The following is a 15,301-nucleotide window of genomic DNA, read 5'->3' on the forward strand; positions in this document are numbered from 1 at the left end:
ATTGCCACTTTTCGGGATCATGCTCTAGCCCTCGCAATGGCGTGGAAGAAGGTGCCGCTGACATGGCCACGCCGGTAGCCAGAGGCGCCGATTGGATTGCCCTGGCCATCGGCCAGGTCGGCCAGTGGGTCGTCGTTCCCAGTCGCGGTCATTTGCGCATAGTGGAATTCGTGGCCGCGGATCAGTGCGCCAGCTGAGCCCAGCGGGCAATCGGCGCGCAGCCGCGCCTCGCGATAGCCAAGGTTCATTTTTCGTTTGGCGAAGCTGGTGGAATGGCCGAGCAGGCCGAGCATCCTGTGCGTCTCGGAAGCCGCATCCTCCAGCGCTTCGCCGAGCACCATGAAGCCACCGCACTCGCCATGGATGGGCTTCGTCGCGGCGAAATTTGCCATGCCGGTTTTGAAGGTCTCCACCGCCGCAAGCCGGCCGGCGTGAAGCTCCGGATAGCCGCCTGGCAGCCAGCAGACGTCGCAGTCGTCAGCAGGTGCTTCGTCGGCGAGCGGCGAGAACGGGACGATCTCGGCGCCGGCCTTGCGCCAATAGGCTGCGACATGCGGATAGAGAAAGGTGAAGGCGGCATCCTCGGCCAGGGCAATCCGCTGGCCGGGCGGCGCCAACGCGTCGTCGAAGCCGCCGGGCGCCGGGGTGAGGGGGGTCGCCAGGGACATGATGGCGTCGAGGTCGAGCGACTTTTCGGCCATGTCGGCCAGCCGGTCGAGATGCGCCATCAGGTCATCATATTCGCCGGCCTGGACCAGGCCCAGATGGCGCTCGGGCAGGTTCAAGGTGGGATCGCGCAGGATGGCGCCGACGACCGGCAGGCCGATCGCCTCGATGGCGTCGCCGGACAGCCGGCGGTGACGCTCGCTGCCCAGCCGATTGAGCACGACGCCGGCCATGCGGACGTCCGGGTCGTAAGTGGCAAAGCCCTTGGCGACCGCTGCCGCCGTGGTCGACTGGCCGGATACGTCGAGCACCAAAAGCACCGGCAGGCCGTAGAGCCGGGCAAGATCGGCCGCCGAGCCGGTACGGCCCGGAGAGGCCGGAATGCCGTCGAACAGGCCCATGGCGCTTTCGAGGATGACGAAATCGGTATCGTCGGCCGCTTGCGCGGCGAGCGCGTTGAGCAGCGATGGCGGCATCGCCCAGCTGTCGAGATTGACGCCAGACAAGCCCGTGGCGGCGGTATGAAAACCGGGATCGATATAATCGGGGCCGGATTTGGCGCCGCGCACTTTCAGGCCGCGCCGCGTGAGCGCGCGCAAGATCCCGATGGTGACGCTGGTCTTGCCCGAGCCGGAGCGCGGCGCGCCGATGATGATGGCGCGGGCCGTCATGTCCGGCCCGCCAGTGCCGCGCGCATGGCGACGATACCGCCGACGACAATCAGTGCCGGCGAGGCGAGGCCAGCGGCGGCCGCTTCCTCGGCAATGGTGGCGAGCGTGGCGACGACGGTTCGTTCCTGCGGCGTGGTCGCGGCGACGATCACCGCCGCCGGCGTCGATGGCGCCAGCCCGCCATCGAGCAAGGCCGCCGCGATCAGCGGCAAATTGGCCATGCCCATATACACCACGACAGGCTGGCCGGTGCGGGCGATTGCCGCCCAGTCGATGTCATCATCGGTGCCGGCGGCGTGGCCGGTCGCCAGGATCACCGCCTTGTTGATGCCGCGCATGGTGGCCGGGATGCCGGTGGCGGCAAGCGCGCTGAGGCCCGAGGTCAGGCCGGGCAGGACGCGGAACGGGATGCCTTCCCGCGCCAGCGCCAGCGCCTCTTCGCCGCCACGGCCGAAAATATAGGGATCGCCACCCTTCAGCCTGACGACGCGGCGGCCGTCGCGCGCCAGCCGCACCAGCAGTGCGGTGATGTCGTCCTGTTTCATCGACGGTCTGCCGCCGCGCTTGCCGGCAAAAAAAGCTCGGCATTTCCGGCGACGGCGACGACATCGGGGGAGACCAGCGCGTCGTAGACCAGCGCATCCGCCTCGGCCAGGGCCGCCAGCACTTCGAGGGTCAGGCAGCCTGGGTCGCCGGGGCCGGCACCGGCCAGCCAGACATGGCCGGGCTCCAGCCGGCGCGGTTTGAAGTTCAGCCGGGCGAGCGCCTGTTCGAGCGTGGCGTTGTCGCCGTTGTTTTTGGTGCCGCCGCTCACAATCCGTCCCGTCCGCGAAAACGCCGCTGGTAATGGGCGTCGTACAATGAACTCTCGCCAAAACCTTCCGCCGCCAGCGAGCGGCCGACGAAGATGATCGCCGTGCGCTCCATCGGATCGGTGGCGAGCTGTGCCTCGATGGTCGCAAGTGTTCCGGTCAGCACGCGCTCGTCCGGCCAGGAGGCGCGGAAGACGATCGCCACCGGGCAATCGCCGCCATAGTGCGGCGTCAGCTCGGCGACGACACGATCGATGGCGTGGATGGCCAGATGAATGGCGAGCGTGGCGCCGGTGCGTCCGAAACCTGCCAGCGTTTCGCCAGGTGGCATCTTTGACGCGCGGCCGGAAATGCGGGTCAGCACCAGGCTTTGCGCGACTTCGGGAATGGTCAGTTCGCGGCGAAGTGCTGCGGCAGCGGCTGCGAAGGAGGGGACGCCCGGGGTCAGCGTATAGGGAATGCCGTGCTTTTCCAGCCGGCGGATCTGCTCGGCAACGGCGCTCCACACCGACAGGTCGCCGGAATGCAGTCGCGCCACATCGTGGCCGGCTTTGTGCGCATCGATATACGCGGCCTCGATCTCGTCCAGCGACATCGGCGCGGTGTCGATCAGTCTGGTTCCCGGCGCGCAATGCTGCAGCAATTCGGGCGCGACGATCGAACCGGCATGGAGGCAGACCGGGCAGCTTGCCAGCAGCCTCGCGCCGCGCAGCGTGATGAGGTCGGCCGCACCTGGACCGGCGCCGATGAAATGAACCGTCATGGCGCATCTCCGCTTATGGCGATGGCACAGGTGACCGGACCGAGCACCGTGCGGGGGCCGAGCAGTCTGGCGCCTTTGCCGGCAACGGCAAGGGCGGATGCCTCGGAAACCGATGGTGTTCCGGCCAGATCCTGCGACAGGCTGGAGCGGCTGATTGTGGCCGATGCGGAAGCCTCGATCGCGGCCGCTTCGGCGACGATGACCGGAAGATTGAGCTGGTGTCCGGCGGCAAAGACGGCCTTTTCGTCCTGCTTCAGAGGAACGGTCGCCAAGGCAGACAGCGCCGTCATCGTCAGGCCATGCGCTTCGACAGCGGTTTCTATCGCCGCAAGCACGTCCTCGACGCTCACGCCTTTTCGGCTGCCGATGCCCGCGACCATCATGGCTTCACCCAGCTCCATTGCGTGACCGGCATCGCCGGCCGCCATGCCTGCATCGTGCCGACCGGCGAAGCGCGGGATACGTTTATGCGGATGAGATCGCCGCCAAGCGACACATGGCGGGCAAGAAGCAGGGCCTCCATCTCCAGCGTCACCGCATTGGCGACGAGCCGGCCGCCAGTGCGCAGGGCCTTGATGGCGGCGTTCAACACGCCGGTGTCGCTGCCGCCACCGCCGATGAAGATCGCGTCCGGCGTGTCCAGCCTGGCAAGCGCCCTGGGCGCGCTACCCTCCACCACGATCAGGCCGGGAACGCCACAGGCGGAGGCGTTGCGGCCAATGCGGGCGGCTCTGGTGGGGTCGGCCTCGATGGCAATAGTGCGCATGGAGGGGTGGGCCAGCATCCATTCGATGCCGATGGAACCGGAGCCGGCGCCGATGTCCCACAACAGTTCGCCGCGCCTCGGCGCCAGCGTGGACAGGGTTATCGAGCGGATTTCGCGCTTGGTGATCTGGCCGTCATGGTCGAACAGATGGTCGGCAAGGCCAACCGTGAGCGGCAAGACACGGGCTTGCGGATTCGAATCAATTTCGATGGCCAGCACGTTGAGCGGATTGATGTTTTCGAGGTCGAAGGCGTCGGCGCGGGCCGTGCGCAATTTCTCGTTCGGCCCACCCAGCGCTTCCAGAACCGTCAGCCGCGATGCGCCGAAGTCGAGTTCGGCGAGCAGGCGGGCGATTGCCGCCGGCGCTTCGCCATCCGAGGTCAGCGCCAATATGCGCGCGTTCGGCTGCAGCAGCGGCCGGATCAGGTCGAGCGGCCGGCCGTGCAGCGAGATCGTCTCGATGTCCTGCAGCGCCCAGCCCAGTCGCGCGGCCGCCAGCGAGACGGCCGACGGCGCGGGAATGACATGCATTTCATGCGGTTCGACCTTGCGGGCGAGGGTAACTCCGACACCGTGAAAGAATGGATCCCCGGAGGCGAGCACACAGACGCGCCTGCCGGCAAGCGCCAGCACGTCAGCCATCTCCGTATCGAAAGGAACTGGCCAGGCGCGTGGCTCGCCCTTGGCGAAAGCGGCGACCAGCGCCAGGTGCCGCTTGCCGCCGAAGATGACTTCCACCTGGGCGATCAGCTGCTTGGCCTCGTCGCCGAGACCCGCTAAACCGTCCTCGCCGATGCCGACGATCGTCAGCCATCGTGAGTTGAGCTTGGCACCGCGCGGACCCTCAGCAGGCATGATGACCCACCGTATTCTGATCCTCGGCGGAACCACCGAAGCCCGGCAGCTGGCTGGAATGCTGGCCGCGCGCGCCTCGGTCACGCTGTCGCTGGCCGGCCGCACCGAAAGCCCGGTGGCGCAGGGCGTGCCTGTGCGAAGCGGAGGATTTGGCGGCGCCGAAGGACTGGCCATCCATCTCCGGGAAACCGGCACCGATCTGCTGATCGACGCCACGCACCCCTATGCGGCGCAAATCTCCGCCAATGCCGCGCAAGCCGCGCGCGCCACCGGCGTGCCGATCCTTGCCCTGCGGCGCCCGGGCTGGGAGCCTGTGGAAGGCGACAGCTGGACGCGGGTCGATACGGTTGGCGATGCCGTGCGAGCGCTTGGGCCGGCGCCGCGTCGCGTTTTCCTGGCACTCGGCCGGCAAGAGGTCGCCGCTTTCGAAGCAGCACCCCAACACCATTACCTCATTCGCAGCGTCGACACGGTCGAACCCAAATTGGCGGTGCCCGATGCGAACTATCTGTTGGCTCGTGGCCCGTTTCGCGAGATCGAAGAACGCGCATTGCTCGAAAAACATCACATCGAAATCGTCGTGTCCAAAAACAGTGGCGGCGAAGCAACCTATGGCAAGATCGCCGCGGCGCGGACGCTGGGTATCGAGGTGGTCATGGTGCGCAGGCCTGATCTGCCGGACGTTCCCTCGGCTGAAACCGTCGAAGCGCTGGCCGCGCTTATTGATCAACTTGGGGTCGATCATTTTCTCTGACCCGACGACGAGCGCGGCGTGTAGACCAGCGCCGGCTTCTCGCCGCGCCTGATGATCCGGGTTTCCGGCGAACCGATGATGATGCAGGTGGCCATGTCGGCCTTTCGCGCATCGACGTCGGCCAGCAGATAGACCTCGATGCGCTCGTCCGGGCGGCCCGCGGCGCGGCCGAAAATCACCGGCGTGGTGCCCGGCAGGATCGCGGTCAGGCATTCGAAAGCGCGGCCAAGTTGCCACGGGCGTGCCTTGCTGATCGGATTGTAGAGTGCGATGACGAAACCGGCGCCGGCCGCCGCCAGCAGGCGCAGTTCGATCAATTCCCAGGGCTTCAAATTGTCGGAAAGCGAAATGGCGCAGAAATCATGGCCAAGCGGCGCGCCGATGCGCGCGGCAACGGCCAGCATGGCGGTAATTCCGGGCACCACGGCGACATCGACCGCGCGCCATTCGGCCGGGCCGGCCTCGATCGCCTCGCAGACGGCGGCAGCCATGGCGAACACGCCGGGATCGCCACCAGAAACCACGGCGACGTCATGGCCCTCGGCCGCCTTGGTCAAGGCATCCTTGGAGCGGGCGAGTTCCTCGCGGTTGTCGGAGGCGACGCGGGTCTGGTCCGGGCGCAGCTCGAGCCGGTCGAGATAGGGCTTGTAGCCATAGAAGAACTTTGCCTGCGCCACTGCGCGGCTGGCTTCAGGGGTGACCTGATCGGTGTTGCCGGGTCCAAGCCCGATGACGGTGAGACGGCCGTTCATGCTTCGGCTCCCAGCGCGCCGGGCCGGCCGGACCAGCCGGCGACCAGCACGATGGCGAAATAGGGGGCCTTGTCGTCCTTTTTGTCGGCAAGCCTCATCGACACGCTGCCCGGCATCGTGCCGCGCTCGACATAGACGGCACGCGTCACCTTGCCGGTCGCCTCCAGGGCGCGTCTGATCTTGGGCAGGTTGCGGCCGACCTTCATGATGACGGCGGCATCGGTGTCGGCCAGCCGGCGGGTCAACTCGAACTCGCTCATCGTGCCGGGCAGCACGGTCAGCACGTCGTCGCCCTGGACGATCGGCAGGCCGGTCGCCGACCAGCAGCCGGACATTGCGGTGATGCCGGGAATGACCTCGGTTGGAAAACGGTGGGCGAGGCGCACATGCAGATGCATGTAGGAGCCATAGAAAAGCGGATCGCCCTCGGAAAGCACGGCAACCATTCGGCCCGCCTCGAGGTGCTCGGCGACCTTCTCGGCCGACTCCTCGTAGAAAGCCGTGATCTGTGAGCGGTAGTCGTCGTGATCCTTGTCGATTTCGGTGGTGACGGGATAGAGCAGCGGCAGTTCCGTCATGCCGGGGCGGAACTGGGCTTCGACGATGGCGCGCGCGTTGCTGTTGTTGCCGCGCTTGGCGAAATAGGCCACGACATCGGCCTCGGCCAAGACCCGAGCGGCCTTCAGCGTCAGCAGTTCGGGGTCGCCGGGACCAGTGCCGACGCCGACGAGACGGCCTTTGGCAAGCGCGTTCACAGGCCAGCCCTCGCCAATGAATTGAGCGCGGCGGCGGTCATGGCGCTGCCGCCAAGCCGGCCTTGCACAATGGCATATGGCACGCCGTAGGAATTCTCGGCCAGCGCATCCTTGGATTCCGCGGCCCCGACAAAGCCGACCGGCATGCCGATGATGGCCGCCGGCTTCGGCGCGCCGTCGCGCAGTTTTTCCAGCAGATAGAAGAGCGCGGTCGGCGCATTGCCGATGGCGACCACCGAACCGGCCATGCGCTCGCCCCAAAGGTCGATCGCGGCGGCCGAACGGGTGTTGCCGATCTCCCTGGCGATTTCGTGCGTGCGCGGGTCGCGCAAGGTGCAGATCACCTCGTTGCCGGCTGGCAGCCGGGCGCGGGTGACGCCGTGGGAGACCATTTCCGCATCGCAGAAGATCGGTGCGCCCGCCGAAAGCGCCTTGCGCGCCGCGGCCACGAAATCGGTGGAAAAAACAAAATGCCTGGCGGCTTCGACCTGGCCGCAGGCATGGATCATGCGGATGGCGACATCGGCCTCGGCTTCGGAGAAGCGTGACAGGTCCGCCTCGGCGCGAATGATGGCGAAGGAGCGCTCGTAGATCGCCGTGCCGTCGTGGATGTAGTCGTAGGCGGCCATGCTCATTCCTGTCGGTAAGCCTCGGCGATGCCGGCCGCGCCGAGCCGTGTCAGGCAAGCGGCGGCTGTTTCGCCTGGAAGTCGTGCGCTGCGGATCATCGCCGCGACGCGGCTGATGCCGCGCGCGGCGTCATAGCGCGGCCTGTACCCGGCAGGAAGGGCCTTTGCCGTCGCGTTCACGACAAGTCCGGCTCCGTTCTCGTCGCCGACGACGGTTAGCGCCGCCGGGCCGGGGTGGGCGCAGCCCTTGGCGCAGCCGGAAATGTGCAGGGTGAAGTCGAGGGTGTCGGCATTTTCAGCGGCGATCGTCTCGGCAATCTCGCGCGTGGCGATCTGGCCGGATGCGCAGGCCGGCGCGCCGGGGCAAGCGGCAATGCGCGTGCGCGGATCGGAGGCGTCGGTGACGAAGCCGAGGGCGGCGGCTGTGTTTTGAAGGCGCTGATTGGCGGCCGGTAGGAGGCCAATGAAAAGCAACGCGCGCTGCGGAGCGGTGCGGATTTCGGTTGCGCCAAGGGCGAGGGCATACTGTGTGAGGTCGATGATCTTGCCTGCCGGCATGCTGCCATAGGGTAGGGCGATGCCGATGGCGGTGCCGTTTATCAGATCGAAGAGGCCGATTGACGGACGATTGTGCTCAATGGCGCCCGCCTCTGTCCTGCCGGAGGGGGGCGCGAAGGAATGCCAGCCTGCGAGCGAGGCCAACTGTCGATCCGACAAATCCCGCGTGTGCGCTTCGCGGCCTTTTTCAGCGACCATCCTCAGTGCAGCGACGGCTATGTCTCTCGCGGCATTCGCATCGACCTTTGCCAACACCTTCGCGTTTCGGCCGTCGCCGGCAACCGATACGCTCCAAACGATGTCGTTGTCGGCTCGTACCGCCTTCAGCCGCACATCGGCCGTCAACGCATCCATGGTCAGTTGCCCGCCGCCGTCCACAACGACCGACACTTTCGGGCCGAGCCGGGGCGTGAGCCCAGCTTCCTCGACCGCTACCCGAATTCGTTCAGCCAGCGGGCGCGGATCGGCAATCTCATAGGAATCGATGCCCGCCAGCGGCCCGGTCTCGACCGGCATGCCGGTGCGCACTGCGATGCCCAGCGCATCAACCTCGGTCGCCAGAAGTCGCACGGTATCCGCTGTCAGGCCGCGTATCTGCAAACTGCCGCGGGCGGTGACTTCCATGATGCCGTTGCCGTGCCGCATGGCGGATTCAGCCAGCCCGATCAACGACTTCGGCGATAGTCCTCCAGCGACAGGGTTAAGCCGCACCAGCAGGCCGTCGCCGGTCTGCATGGGGGCTGCCAAAGCGGGGCAGGCGCCACGGCGCGAAAAAGCGTTCATGCCGCCACTCCAAGCGCCTCGGCCTCGGCAATCAGCGCGGCCAGATCGTCGTCGATGGAATTGCGCAAGGGATGCCAGAGGCCACGCCGGCGCGCCGACAGGAAGCGCTCGGCAATGACTTTCGCGGCGGCAGGGTTCTCGCGCAGGATGAAGGCGCGGACCTCGGGATCGCCGACATAGGCATCATGAACGGCCTCGATCAGCGTGCCCGGAATGGCGTGGGTGGTTTCGGCGAAACCGATCAGACGGTCGACCGTTTCGGCGAATTCGGAAGCGCCGCGTGTGCCGTGGCGCATCTGGCCTGATATGAAGCGCGGATTGACGGCGCGGGCACGCACGACGCGGGCCACCGCCTCGCCAACAGAGCGCGGCTTCGGCTTCTGCGGATCCGTGGTGTCGAGCACGATGACGTCGGCATTCCTACCAAGCGCTGCAAGCGCTGCCGAAAAGCCGCCGATAAAGGCGACGTCGGCGGAGCCTTCGAGAATGTCACGGCCGGGGTCGTCGCCGGTGTGGACAAGAAGATCGGCCTCGGCGATGCGGGTTTCGAAGGCGCCGGGCGCCAACATGCCTTCGCCGCCTTCGCCGCCATAGGCATGCGAGGTGGCGTCGAGATAGGCGCGGCCGATCTCCTCGCGCGCCGCCCAGTCGCCGCTCGACAGCAGATCCTCGACGCCGGCGCCGTAGGTGCCGGGCGAGGTGCCGAAGATGCGGGGACTGACCTTGCCGTCCGCGCGGGTTCTCGCCGCCAGCGGGTTTTCCGAATCTTCCTCGTCGCGGGCGGCAACGGCGTTGGCGGCGGCATCGATCAGCGCGATCTGGGTCGGGAACATGTCGCGGAACAGACCTGAGATACGCCAGGTGACATCGACGCGCGGGCGGCCAAGCGTGGCCGGCGGCAACACCTCGATGCCGGTGATGCGGCCGGTCGCGGCGTCCCATTGCGGCCGACAGCCCATCAGCGCCAACCCTTGAGCGATCTCCTCGCCGCCGGTGCGCAGCGAGGCCGAACCCCAGAGATCGATAACCAGGGAACGTGGCCAGTCGCCATGCGATTGCATGTAGCCGCGCACCACTTCCTCCGCCGCCGCTCTGCCCAGATCATAGGCGGTCGGTGTCGGCATGGTGCGGGGGTCCGAGGTGAACAGGTTGCGGCCGGTGGGCAGAACATCGGAGCGGCCGCGTGCGGGTGCGCCGGCCGGACCGGCCTTGACGTGGCGGCCGTCGAGTGCGGCGAGCAATGCCGTCTTTTCGGCGGCCGCACTTTGGCGGCGCATGGCGTCGGGTTCGTCCTCGGGCGAGCGGCCATAGATATGCAGCCCGTCCTTGATGGCGAAATCCTTGAGGTCGCAGAGCCAGGCGTCGATGCGGCGCAAGGCTTCGTCCGGCGCGTCGGTCCTGGCGACCCCGGCTTCGGAGGCGAGGCCGGTCTTTTGCGCGGTTTCGACGATCAGCTTGGCCAGACGATCGCGCCGGCGGCGGTCGAGCCCGTCGGCCTGTGCGTATTCGTCTACCAGCCGCTCAAGTCTGTGCTGGTTTTCGTCCAGTCCGGCGCCCGCCAGAGGCGGCGGCAGATGGCCAAGAGTAACGGCGGCGATGCGCCGCTTGGCCTGCGCCGCCTCGCCAGGGTTGGAAACGATGAAGGGATAGATGACGGGCAGCGGACCGGTAACGATCTCGGGAAAGCAGTTCTGCGAGAGGGCAACCGTCTTGCCCGGCAGCCATTCCAGCGTGCCATGGGCACCGACATGGACAAGCGCATGGACACCGAGCGATTTGCGCAGCCACAGGCCGAAGGCGATCAGCGCATGGCGAGGCGGCAGCGTCGGGTCGTGGTAGTCGGCGCGGCGGTCGGCGGAACGGCCGCGATCGGGGGCAAGCGCGACGGTGATGTTGCCGAAGGTCACGGCGCGGAAGGGGAAGCCATTTTCGCCAGTTCGCGTTTCCGGCTTTCCCCAAGCCGCCTCTACCGCATCGACTGCCGGCCTCGGCAATTCGGTAGAGAAAGAGAGATAGTCGTCAAGCTCCAGCCCATGGCTGGACGTTTCCAACATCTGCAGAAGCTCACGCGGCGTTTGCGGAATCCCCTCTACAGCGTAGCCCTGTTCGCTCAGATCGTGCAGCATCGCCAGCACGCTGGACGGCACGTCGAGGCCGACGGCATAGCCGGTGCGGCCGGGGGCGCTCGGATAGTCCGGGATGAGAATGGCGAGCTTGCGCTCGGCGCGGGATGTCTCTTGTAGGCGAATGAAGGCCGCGACGCGGTTCGCAACTTGCTCGACGCGATCCGCTTCCGGCCGGTTGGCGAAGGCCCGGTGGCCAAGCGCCGGATCAGCCTCGCTTTCACCCTTGAAGGAAATCGCGCCGGCAAGGATGCGGCCGTCCAATTCGGGCAGAACGACATGCATGGCGAGGTCGGCGGGCGCCAGTCCACGCTGGTTGTTCTCCCAGATGTCGCGGCGGGTGGTGGCGACGATGACCTGGAAGACCGGCACGCCGGCGCGGTCGAACAGGGTTTCCACTCCGGGTTCGGCGCCGGAGGCGAAAGCGGTCGCGGTGATGATGGCGCCGGGTTTCAGCGCGGCGAGCGCGGTCTCGACGAACGCCAGCGATGCCGGGTCTTTCAGGCTGGCGACGAAGATGGGTGCCGGGCGCATGCCGCGCTGCCGCAGCGCTTCAAAAAGGGCATCGATGGGGGCGATATCGGCGGCGAGCAGCATCGAGCGATAGAACAGGATGGGGATGATGTTTCCCTCCCCCTCGAAGGGAAGGGGAAGATAGTGTTCCATGACGCCATGTCCCGGCGCGTAAAATCCAGCCTTCGGAACCGCAACCGGTTCGGCGACAACCGCATCCGATCCCGCCAACCGTGCAAGCCGGTGCACCAGCGCGCTCATATTCGCCGGGCCGCCCTCGCGAAAATAGTCGAGCAGGCCGTCCAATTCCTCGCGCGGCAGCGTCGAGGCCTCGATCAGGCGCAGATCCTCGTCGCGGCACTCGCCGGGCAGCAGCGCCAGCTTTATTCCGTGCGCGCGGGCGACCGAGGCGAGCTGGTCGCAACCATAGCGCCACCAATCGTAGCCGCCGAGGATGCGAACGAGGATGATTTTGGCGTGGCGGGCGACGCTGTCGACCCAGAGGTCGACGGACATCGGATGGCGCAGGTCACGAAGTGCGGCCAGCCGCATCGAGGGCAGGCGGGCGGCATCCGCCTTCCACGCCGCCGCCAGCCCGGCGAGATCGCTGTCGGTGAAGGACAGCGCCACGACATCCGCCGGCGTCTGCCGCAGATCGACCGGCTCGGCGAGGTCGTCGAGAGAGGCGGAGGTCGTGGTGAGGATGTGCATGGCGTTAAAATCAGCCGGCGAGGATACGCTCGATCGCCGGGCGGTTCAGCCCCTTCAGGCCGATGACGACGAGGCGAGAGCGGCGGTCGTCCGCTGCGGTCCAGGCGCGGTCATAGTAATGATTGACGCGCGGCCCGACGGCCTGCAGCAAAAGCCGCATCGGCTTGCCGCCGACCTCGACGAAGCCTTTTACACGCAACACGTTTTCTTCCTCGGCTGCGGTGGCGACCCGTTTTGCCAGCTCTTCCGGGTTGGCGATCGAGGAAATATCGATGACGAAGCTGTCGAAGTCGTCATGCTCGTGGTCGAGCTCGTCGTCGTGGTGGGTCTTGCGGTTTTCGATGTCGTCCTCGACGGCGAGGCCGAGGCCGAGCAGCACCGAGGGATCGACCTTGCCCTGCGAGGTCGGCACGATCTTCACGGCGCGGGCGATGTGCTCATTGATGATGGCGTTGGCGCGGGCGGAGCCGGCGGCGTCCATCAGATCGCTTTTCGACAGGATGATGAGGTCAGCGCAGGCGATCTGGTCCTCGAACACCTCCTCGACCGGGTCGTCGTGATCGAGCGTCCCATCCTGAGCGCGCTGCGCCTGAAGTGCGTCCATGTCGTTGGCGACGCGGCCTTCGGCCAGCGCCGGGCCGTCGACCACCGCGATGACGCCATCGACCGTCACCCGGCTCTTCACCGTCGGCCACTGAAAGGCCTGGACCAGCGGCTTGGGCAAAGCCAAGCCGGAGGTCTCGATCAGGATATGGTCGACCTTCGGCGTCAGCGACAGGATCTGGTCGAGCGCCGGCACGAAATCATCGGCGACAGTGCAGCAGATGCAGCCATTGGCCAGCTCAACGATGTTTTCCTCGGGGCAGGTGTCGATGCCGCAACCCTTCAGGATTTCGCCGTCGATGCCGATGTCGCCGAACTCGTTGACGATGATGGCGATGCGCTTGCCGCCAGCGTTTTCCAGGAGATGGCGGATCAGCGTCGTCTTGCCGGCGCCGAGGAAGCCGGTGACGACAGTGCAGGGAACACGGGAGACGGAGGCTGTCATATCTGGTCCTTCAGCATGTCGAGGGGAGGAATGCGGGCCACGAGGCCGCGCTTGAGGGAATCAGGACGGCCCCGCCATGGGATGAGGCCATCCGTCGAGGTGGCGAAGAGCTTTGCGCCGGTGACGAGATCGGCGCCGCTGGTCGCGCTCAGGTCGCCGAAGACGTAGCTCCAGCAGCCGTCGCGCAGGATCGCGGCACTCAGCCGGCGCTTGCAATTGCCGAGGCATTCAACGCTGCGGATGCGGATATTGTCGCCCGAGGCGGCGTGGCGTGTGTCGTCCGCAAGCAATTCGCCGGCACGGGGGTGGGCGTCGGAACCGGTTTCGTCGCGACAGGAGGCGCAGACGATCACGGTAACGCCGGTCCAGGCGTCATCGGACAATACGTCCGCTGTCTCAGCCGAAAAACTGCTGTCGCGTTCCAAATCAGGGCTCCTTGCCCGGAAAACCCGCCAGGCGATCGGATTCTTTATCTCTCAGACGGCAGGTCTCCTGGCTCGCGGGTCATCGCCTCGGGTGCCGCCTTCCCGGGAACATCCCAGTGGTTTTCGGCCCAGGCTCGTCGCTTACAGTTGCGGGGACAGCCGCGGATTTGAAATCTTGCGATCCCGCACCGCATTCCCTCTTGGCTCCTCCCTTTGCCGAGAGGAGACCGTCTGGACCGGATTTAGGCTTGTAGGGACAGCCGTGTCAACGCACGTCTACGACGCGGCAATGTCGGCAAGTGGCTGTCCGAGGTCGCCCGCAGGCGTCACTTCAATGCGTTCGAGGCCTAGCCAGCCCTGCATCTGCTTCAATTCCTCGAACAGCTGGGAGGCGGTTTCGGCGAGTGCACCTGGCTCCGCATAGGCCGCATGGACACGCAGGACACTGGCCGGACGATCGGCCTTGAGGTCGACGCGGGCCACGATCCTGTCGCCGAGCAGGAACGGCAGGACGTAGTAGCCGTACTGCCGCTTTTCCGCCGGCGTGTAGATCTCGATGCGATAGTGGAAATCGAACAACCGCTCCGAGCGCGAGCGTTCGAAAACGACCGGATCGAACGGAGCCAGCAAGGCGCGCGCCTCGATTTTTCGCGGCACGCGGGCATCCCTATGAAGGTAAGCCGGCTTGTCCCAGCCTTCGACGCGCACCGGCAACAGCTCGCCGAGTTCGACCAGTTCCTCCAGCCGGCCTTTCATGTCGGCGGGCGACAGGCGGAAATAGTCGCGCAGGTCGCCGGCCGTCGCCACGCCGTGGGCACGAGCGGAAATGCGCAGCAGCTCGCGGTGCGCGTCCTCGGCGGCTGGCACCGGCAGATCGAGGATCGCCTGCGGCAGCACGCGCTCGGGCAGATCATAGAAGCGCTCGAATCCGCGACGGTGCGCCGTGGTGATGCGGCCGGCCCAGAACAGCCATTCGAAGGCGTGCTTGGCATGGCTCCAGCCCCACCAGCCGCCCGAGCCTTTCTGGCCTTCCAGTGCCGAGGCGGCGATCGGGCCGCGCTCGACGACCGCGCGGTAGATCTCTTCGACATAGGCGGCGTGCTCGCGGCCCCATTTGGCCAGACCCGAATACATTTCATCGCCGCGCTCGGCCCGCTGCATGCGCCAGCGCATCAGCGGGTATGTCTCGACCGGCAGGAAGGAGGCCTCATGCGCCCAGTATTCGAACACGGTGCGTTTGCGCGTCACCGCGGCGTTGTCGAGCAAGGCGAGCGGGTAGGGGCCAAGTCGCGAATAAAGCGGCATGTAATGCGCGCGCACCACGGCGCTCACGGAATCGATCTGCAGCAGGCCGGTGCGGGCAAGCACGCGGGCCAGATGCCGTCGATCGGGCGTGGCGGCCGGCCTGGCGTCGGCAAACCCCTGGGCGGCGAGTGCTATGCGCCGGGCCGTGGGAAGCGCGATTTTTTCCTTCATGCTGATGCGACTCTAACCGGGTTCGAGCTGGCAGGGATCGTGATTCCGCGGCGATGCTAGCAGGGTTTTGGCGGCATATATGTCAGGAGAGAAAAGTGGAGTAAAAATTGAAGGAAATCAAACAGGAGCGGATCGGACCAGTTTCCCCGTATATGCCGTCCAGGTCAGCGTTTTGAACAAGGTTTGACTTGCTTCGCCGGAAGTGCTGCGCTAACCCTCGCCGCGTTGCAGCATAGGCCCTT

General features: G+C 66.5%; 13 protein-coding genes, 1 pseudogene and 1 riboswitch. Of the genes and pseudogenes, 1 reads left to right on the forward strand and 13 read right to left on the reverse strand.

Going from position 1 to position 15,301, the window contains the following annotated elements; genetic code table 11:
- Nucleotides 1–17: 17 nt before the first annotated feature.
- From AC56QP_RS31255 to cbiE, 5 genes and pseudogenes are all read right to left on the reverse strand, one after another.
- Nucleotides 18–1,337, reverse strand: coding sequence for a cobyrinic acid a,c-diamide synthase CobB (locus AC56QP_RS31255; protein WP_497100933.1), 1,320 nt, complete (start codon nt 1,335–1,337; stop codon nt 18–20).
- Nucleotides 1,334–2,151 (reverse strand): annotated as a pseudogene (gene cobA, locus AC56QP_RS31260) (uroporphyrinogen-III C-methyltransferase). The gene AC56QP_RS31255 and the pseudogene cobA overlap by 4 nt, the downstream one beginning before the upstream one ends.
- Nucleotides 2,148–2,912 (reverse strand): precorrin-4 C(11)-methyltransferase, encoded by a 765-nt coding sequence (cobM, locus tag AC56QP_RS31265; RefSeq protein ID WP_489861997.1) that lies wholly within the window; start codon nt 2,910–2,912, stop codon nt 2,148–2,150. The pseudogene cobA and the gene cobM overlap by 4 nt, the downstream one beginning before the upstream one ends.
- Complete coding sequence (locus AC56QP_RS31270; protein WP_489861996.1) at nt 2,909–3,295, reverse strand: cobalamin biosynthesis protein; 387 nt, start codon at nt 3,293–3,295, stop codon at nt 2,909–2,911. The genes cobM and AC56QP_RS31270 overlap by 4 nt, the downstream gene beginning before the upstream one ends.
- Entirely contained in the window at nt 3,292–4,533 is a 1,242-nt protein-coding gene (gene cbiE, locus AC56QP_RS31275; RefSeq protein ID WP_489861995.1) for a precorrin-6y C5,15-methyltransferase (decarboxylating) subunit CbiE, read from the reverse strand. Before cbiE ends, AC56QP_RS31270 begins: the two co-directional genes overlap by 4 nt.
- 1 nt (nt 4,534) lies before the next feature.
- On the opposite strand from cbiE, the gene AC56QP_RS31280 reads away from it, so the two are divergent.
- The gene (locus tag AC56QP_RS31280) at nt 4,535–5,287 is read left to right on the forward strand and encodes a cobalt-precorrin-6A reductase (RefSeq protein WP_489861994.1); all 753 of its coding nucleotides are present in this window, start codon (nt 4,535–4,537) and stop codon (nt 5,285–5,287) included.
- On the opposite strand, the gene AC56QP_RS31285 is transcribed toward AC56QP_RS31280, so the two are convergent.
- The 8 genes from AC56QP_RS31285 to AC56QP_RS31320 form a co-directional block, all read right to left on the reverse strand.
- Nucleotides 5,275–6,039: a precorrin-3B C(17)-methyltransferase gene (locus AC56QP_RS31285; RefSeq protein WP_489861993.1), complete on the reverse strand. Its 765-nt coding sequence runs from the start codon at nt 6,037–6,039 to the stop codon at nt 5,275–5,277. The genes AC56QP_RS31280 and AC56QP_RS31285 overlap by 13 nt on opposite strands.
- Nucleotides 6,036–6,794, reverse strand: a complete 759-nt coding sequence (locus tag AC56QP_RS31290) for a precorrin-2 C(20)-methyltransferase (RefSeq protein WP_489861992.1) — start codon at nt 6,792–6,794, stop codon at nt 6,036–6,038. The genes AC56QP_RS31285 and AC56QP_RS31290 overlap by 4 nt, the downstream gene beginning before the upstream one ends.
- Nucleotides 6,791–7,423, reverse strand: a complete 633-nt coding sequence (locus tag AC56QP_RS31295; protein WP_489861991.1) for a precorrin-8X methylmutase — start codon at nt 7,421–7,423, stop codon at nt 6,791–6,793. The genes AC56QP_RS31290 and AC56QP_RS31295 overlap by 4 nt, the downstream gene beginning before the upstream one ends.
- Nucleotides 7,424–7,425: 2 nt before the next feature.
- Nucleotides 7,426–8,763: a precorrin-3B synthase gene (cobG, locus tag AC56QP_RS31300; protein WP_489861990.1), complete on the reverse strand. Its 1,338-nt coding sequence runs from the start codon at nt 8,761–8,763 to the stop codon at nt 7,426–7,428.
- Nucleotides 8,760–12,110, reverse strand: coding sequence for a cobaltochelatase subunit CobN (cobN, locus tag AC56QP_RS31305; RefSeq protein ID WP_497100931.1), 3,351 nt, complete (start codon nt 12,108–12,110; stop codon nt 8,760–8,762). The genes cobG and cobN overlap by 4 nt, the downstream gene beginning before the upstream one ends.
- 10 nt (nt 12,111–12,120) lie before the next feature.
- Nucleotides 12,121–13,158 (reverse strand): cobalamin biosynthesis protein CobW, encoded by a 1,038-nt coding sequence (gene cobW, locus AC56QP_RS31310; RefSeq protein ID WP_489861989.1) that lies wholly within the window; start codon nt 13,156–13,158, stop codon nt 12,121–12,123.
- Nucleotides 13,155–13,583, reverse strand: coding sequence for a DUF1636 family protein (locus AC56QP_RS31315; protein ID WP_489861988.1), 429 nt, complete (start codon nt 13,581–13,583; stop codon nt 13,155–13,157). Before AC56QP_RS31315 ends, cobW begins: the two co-directional genes overlap by 4 nt.
- 40 nt (nt 13,584–13,623) lie before the next feature.
- Nucleotides 13,624–13,830, reverse strand: a riboswitch (cobalamin riboswitch).
- Between the two features lie 29 nt (nt 13,831–13,859).
- The gene (locus AC56QP_RS31320; RefSeq protein WP_489861987.1) at nt 13,860–15,059 is read right to left on the reverse strand and encodes a winged helix-turn-helix domain-containing protein; all 1,200 of its coding nucleotides are present in this window, start codon (nt 15,057–15,059) and stop codon (nt 13,860–13,862) included.
- Nucleotides 15,060–15,301 lie beyond the last annotated feature (242 nt).

The sequence above is a fragment of the Mesorhizobium sp. RCAM 05104 genome, from assembly GCF_059683645.1.

Excerpts from the sequence above, each read along its gene's own strand:
- AC56QP_RS31255 (WP_497100933.1), bottom strand. The coding sequence starts at position 1,337 with ATGACGGCCCGCGCCATCATCATCGGCGCGCCGCGCTCCGGCTCGGGC.
- cobM (WP_489861997.1), bottom strand. The coding sequence starts at position 2,912 with ATGACGGTTCATTTCATCGGCGCCGGTCCAGGTGCGGCCGACCTCATC.
- AC56QP_RS31270 (WP_489861996.1), bottom strand. The coding sequence starts at position 3,295 with ATGATGGTCGCGGGCATCGGCAGCCGAAAAGGCGTGAGCGTCGAGGAC.
- cbiE (WP_489861995.1), bottom strand. The coding sequence starts at position 4,533 with ATGCCTGCTGAGGGTCCGCGCGGTGCCAAGCTCAACTCACGATGGCTG.
- AC56QP_RS31280 (WP_489861994.1), top strand. The coding sequence starts at position 4,535 with ATGACCCACCGTATTCTGATCCTCGGCGGAACCACCGAAGCCCGGCAG.
- AC56QP_RS31285 (WP_489861993.1), bottom strand. The coding sequence starts at position 6,039 with ATGAACGGCCGTCTCACCGTCATCGGGCTTGGACCCGGCAACACCGAT.
- AC56QP_RS31295 (WP_489861991.1), bottom strand. The coding sequence starts at position 7,423 with ATGGCCGCCTACGACTACATCCACGACGGCACGGCGATCTACGAGCGC.
- cobG (WP_489861990.1), bottom strand. The coding sequence starts at position 8,763 with ATGAACGCTTTTTCGCGCCGTGGCGCCTGCCCCGCTTTGGCAGCCCCC.
- cobN (WP_497100931.1), bottom strand. The coding sequence starts at position 12,110 with ATGCACATCCTCACCACGACCTCCGCCTCTCTCGACGACCTCGCCGAG.
- cobW (WP_489861989.1), bottom strand. The coding sequence starts at position 13,158 with ATGACAGCCTCCGTCTCCCGTGTTCCCTGCACTGTCGTCACCGGCTTC.
- AC56QP_RS31320 (WP_489861987.1), bottom strand. The coding sequence starts at position 15,059 with ATGAAGGAAAAAATCGCGCTTCCCACGGCCCGGCGCATAGCACTCGCC.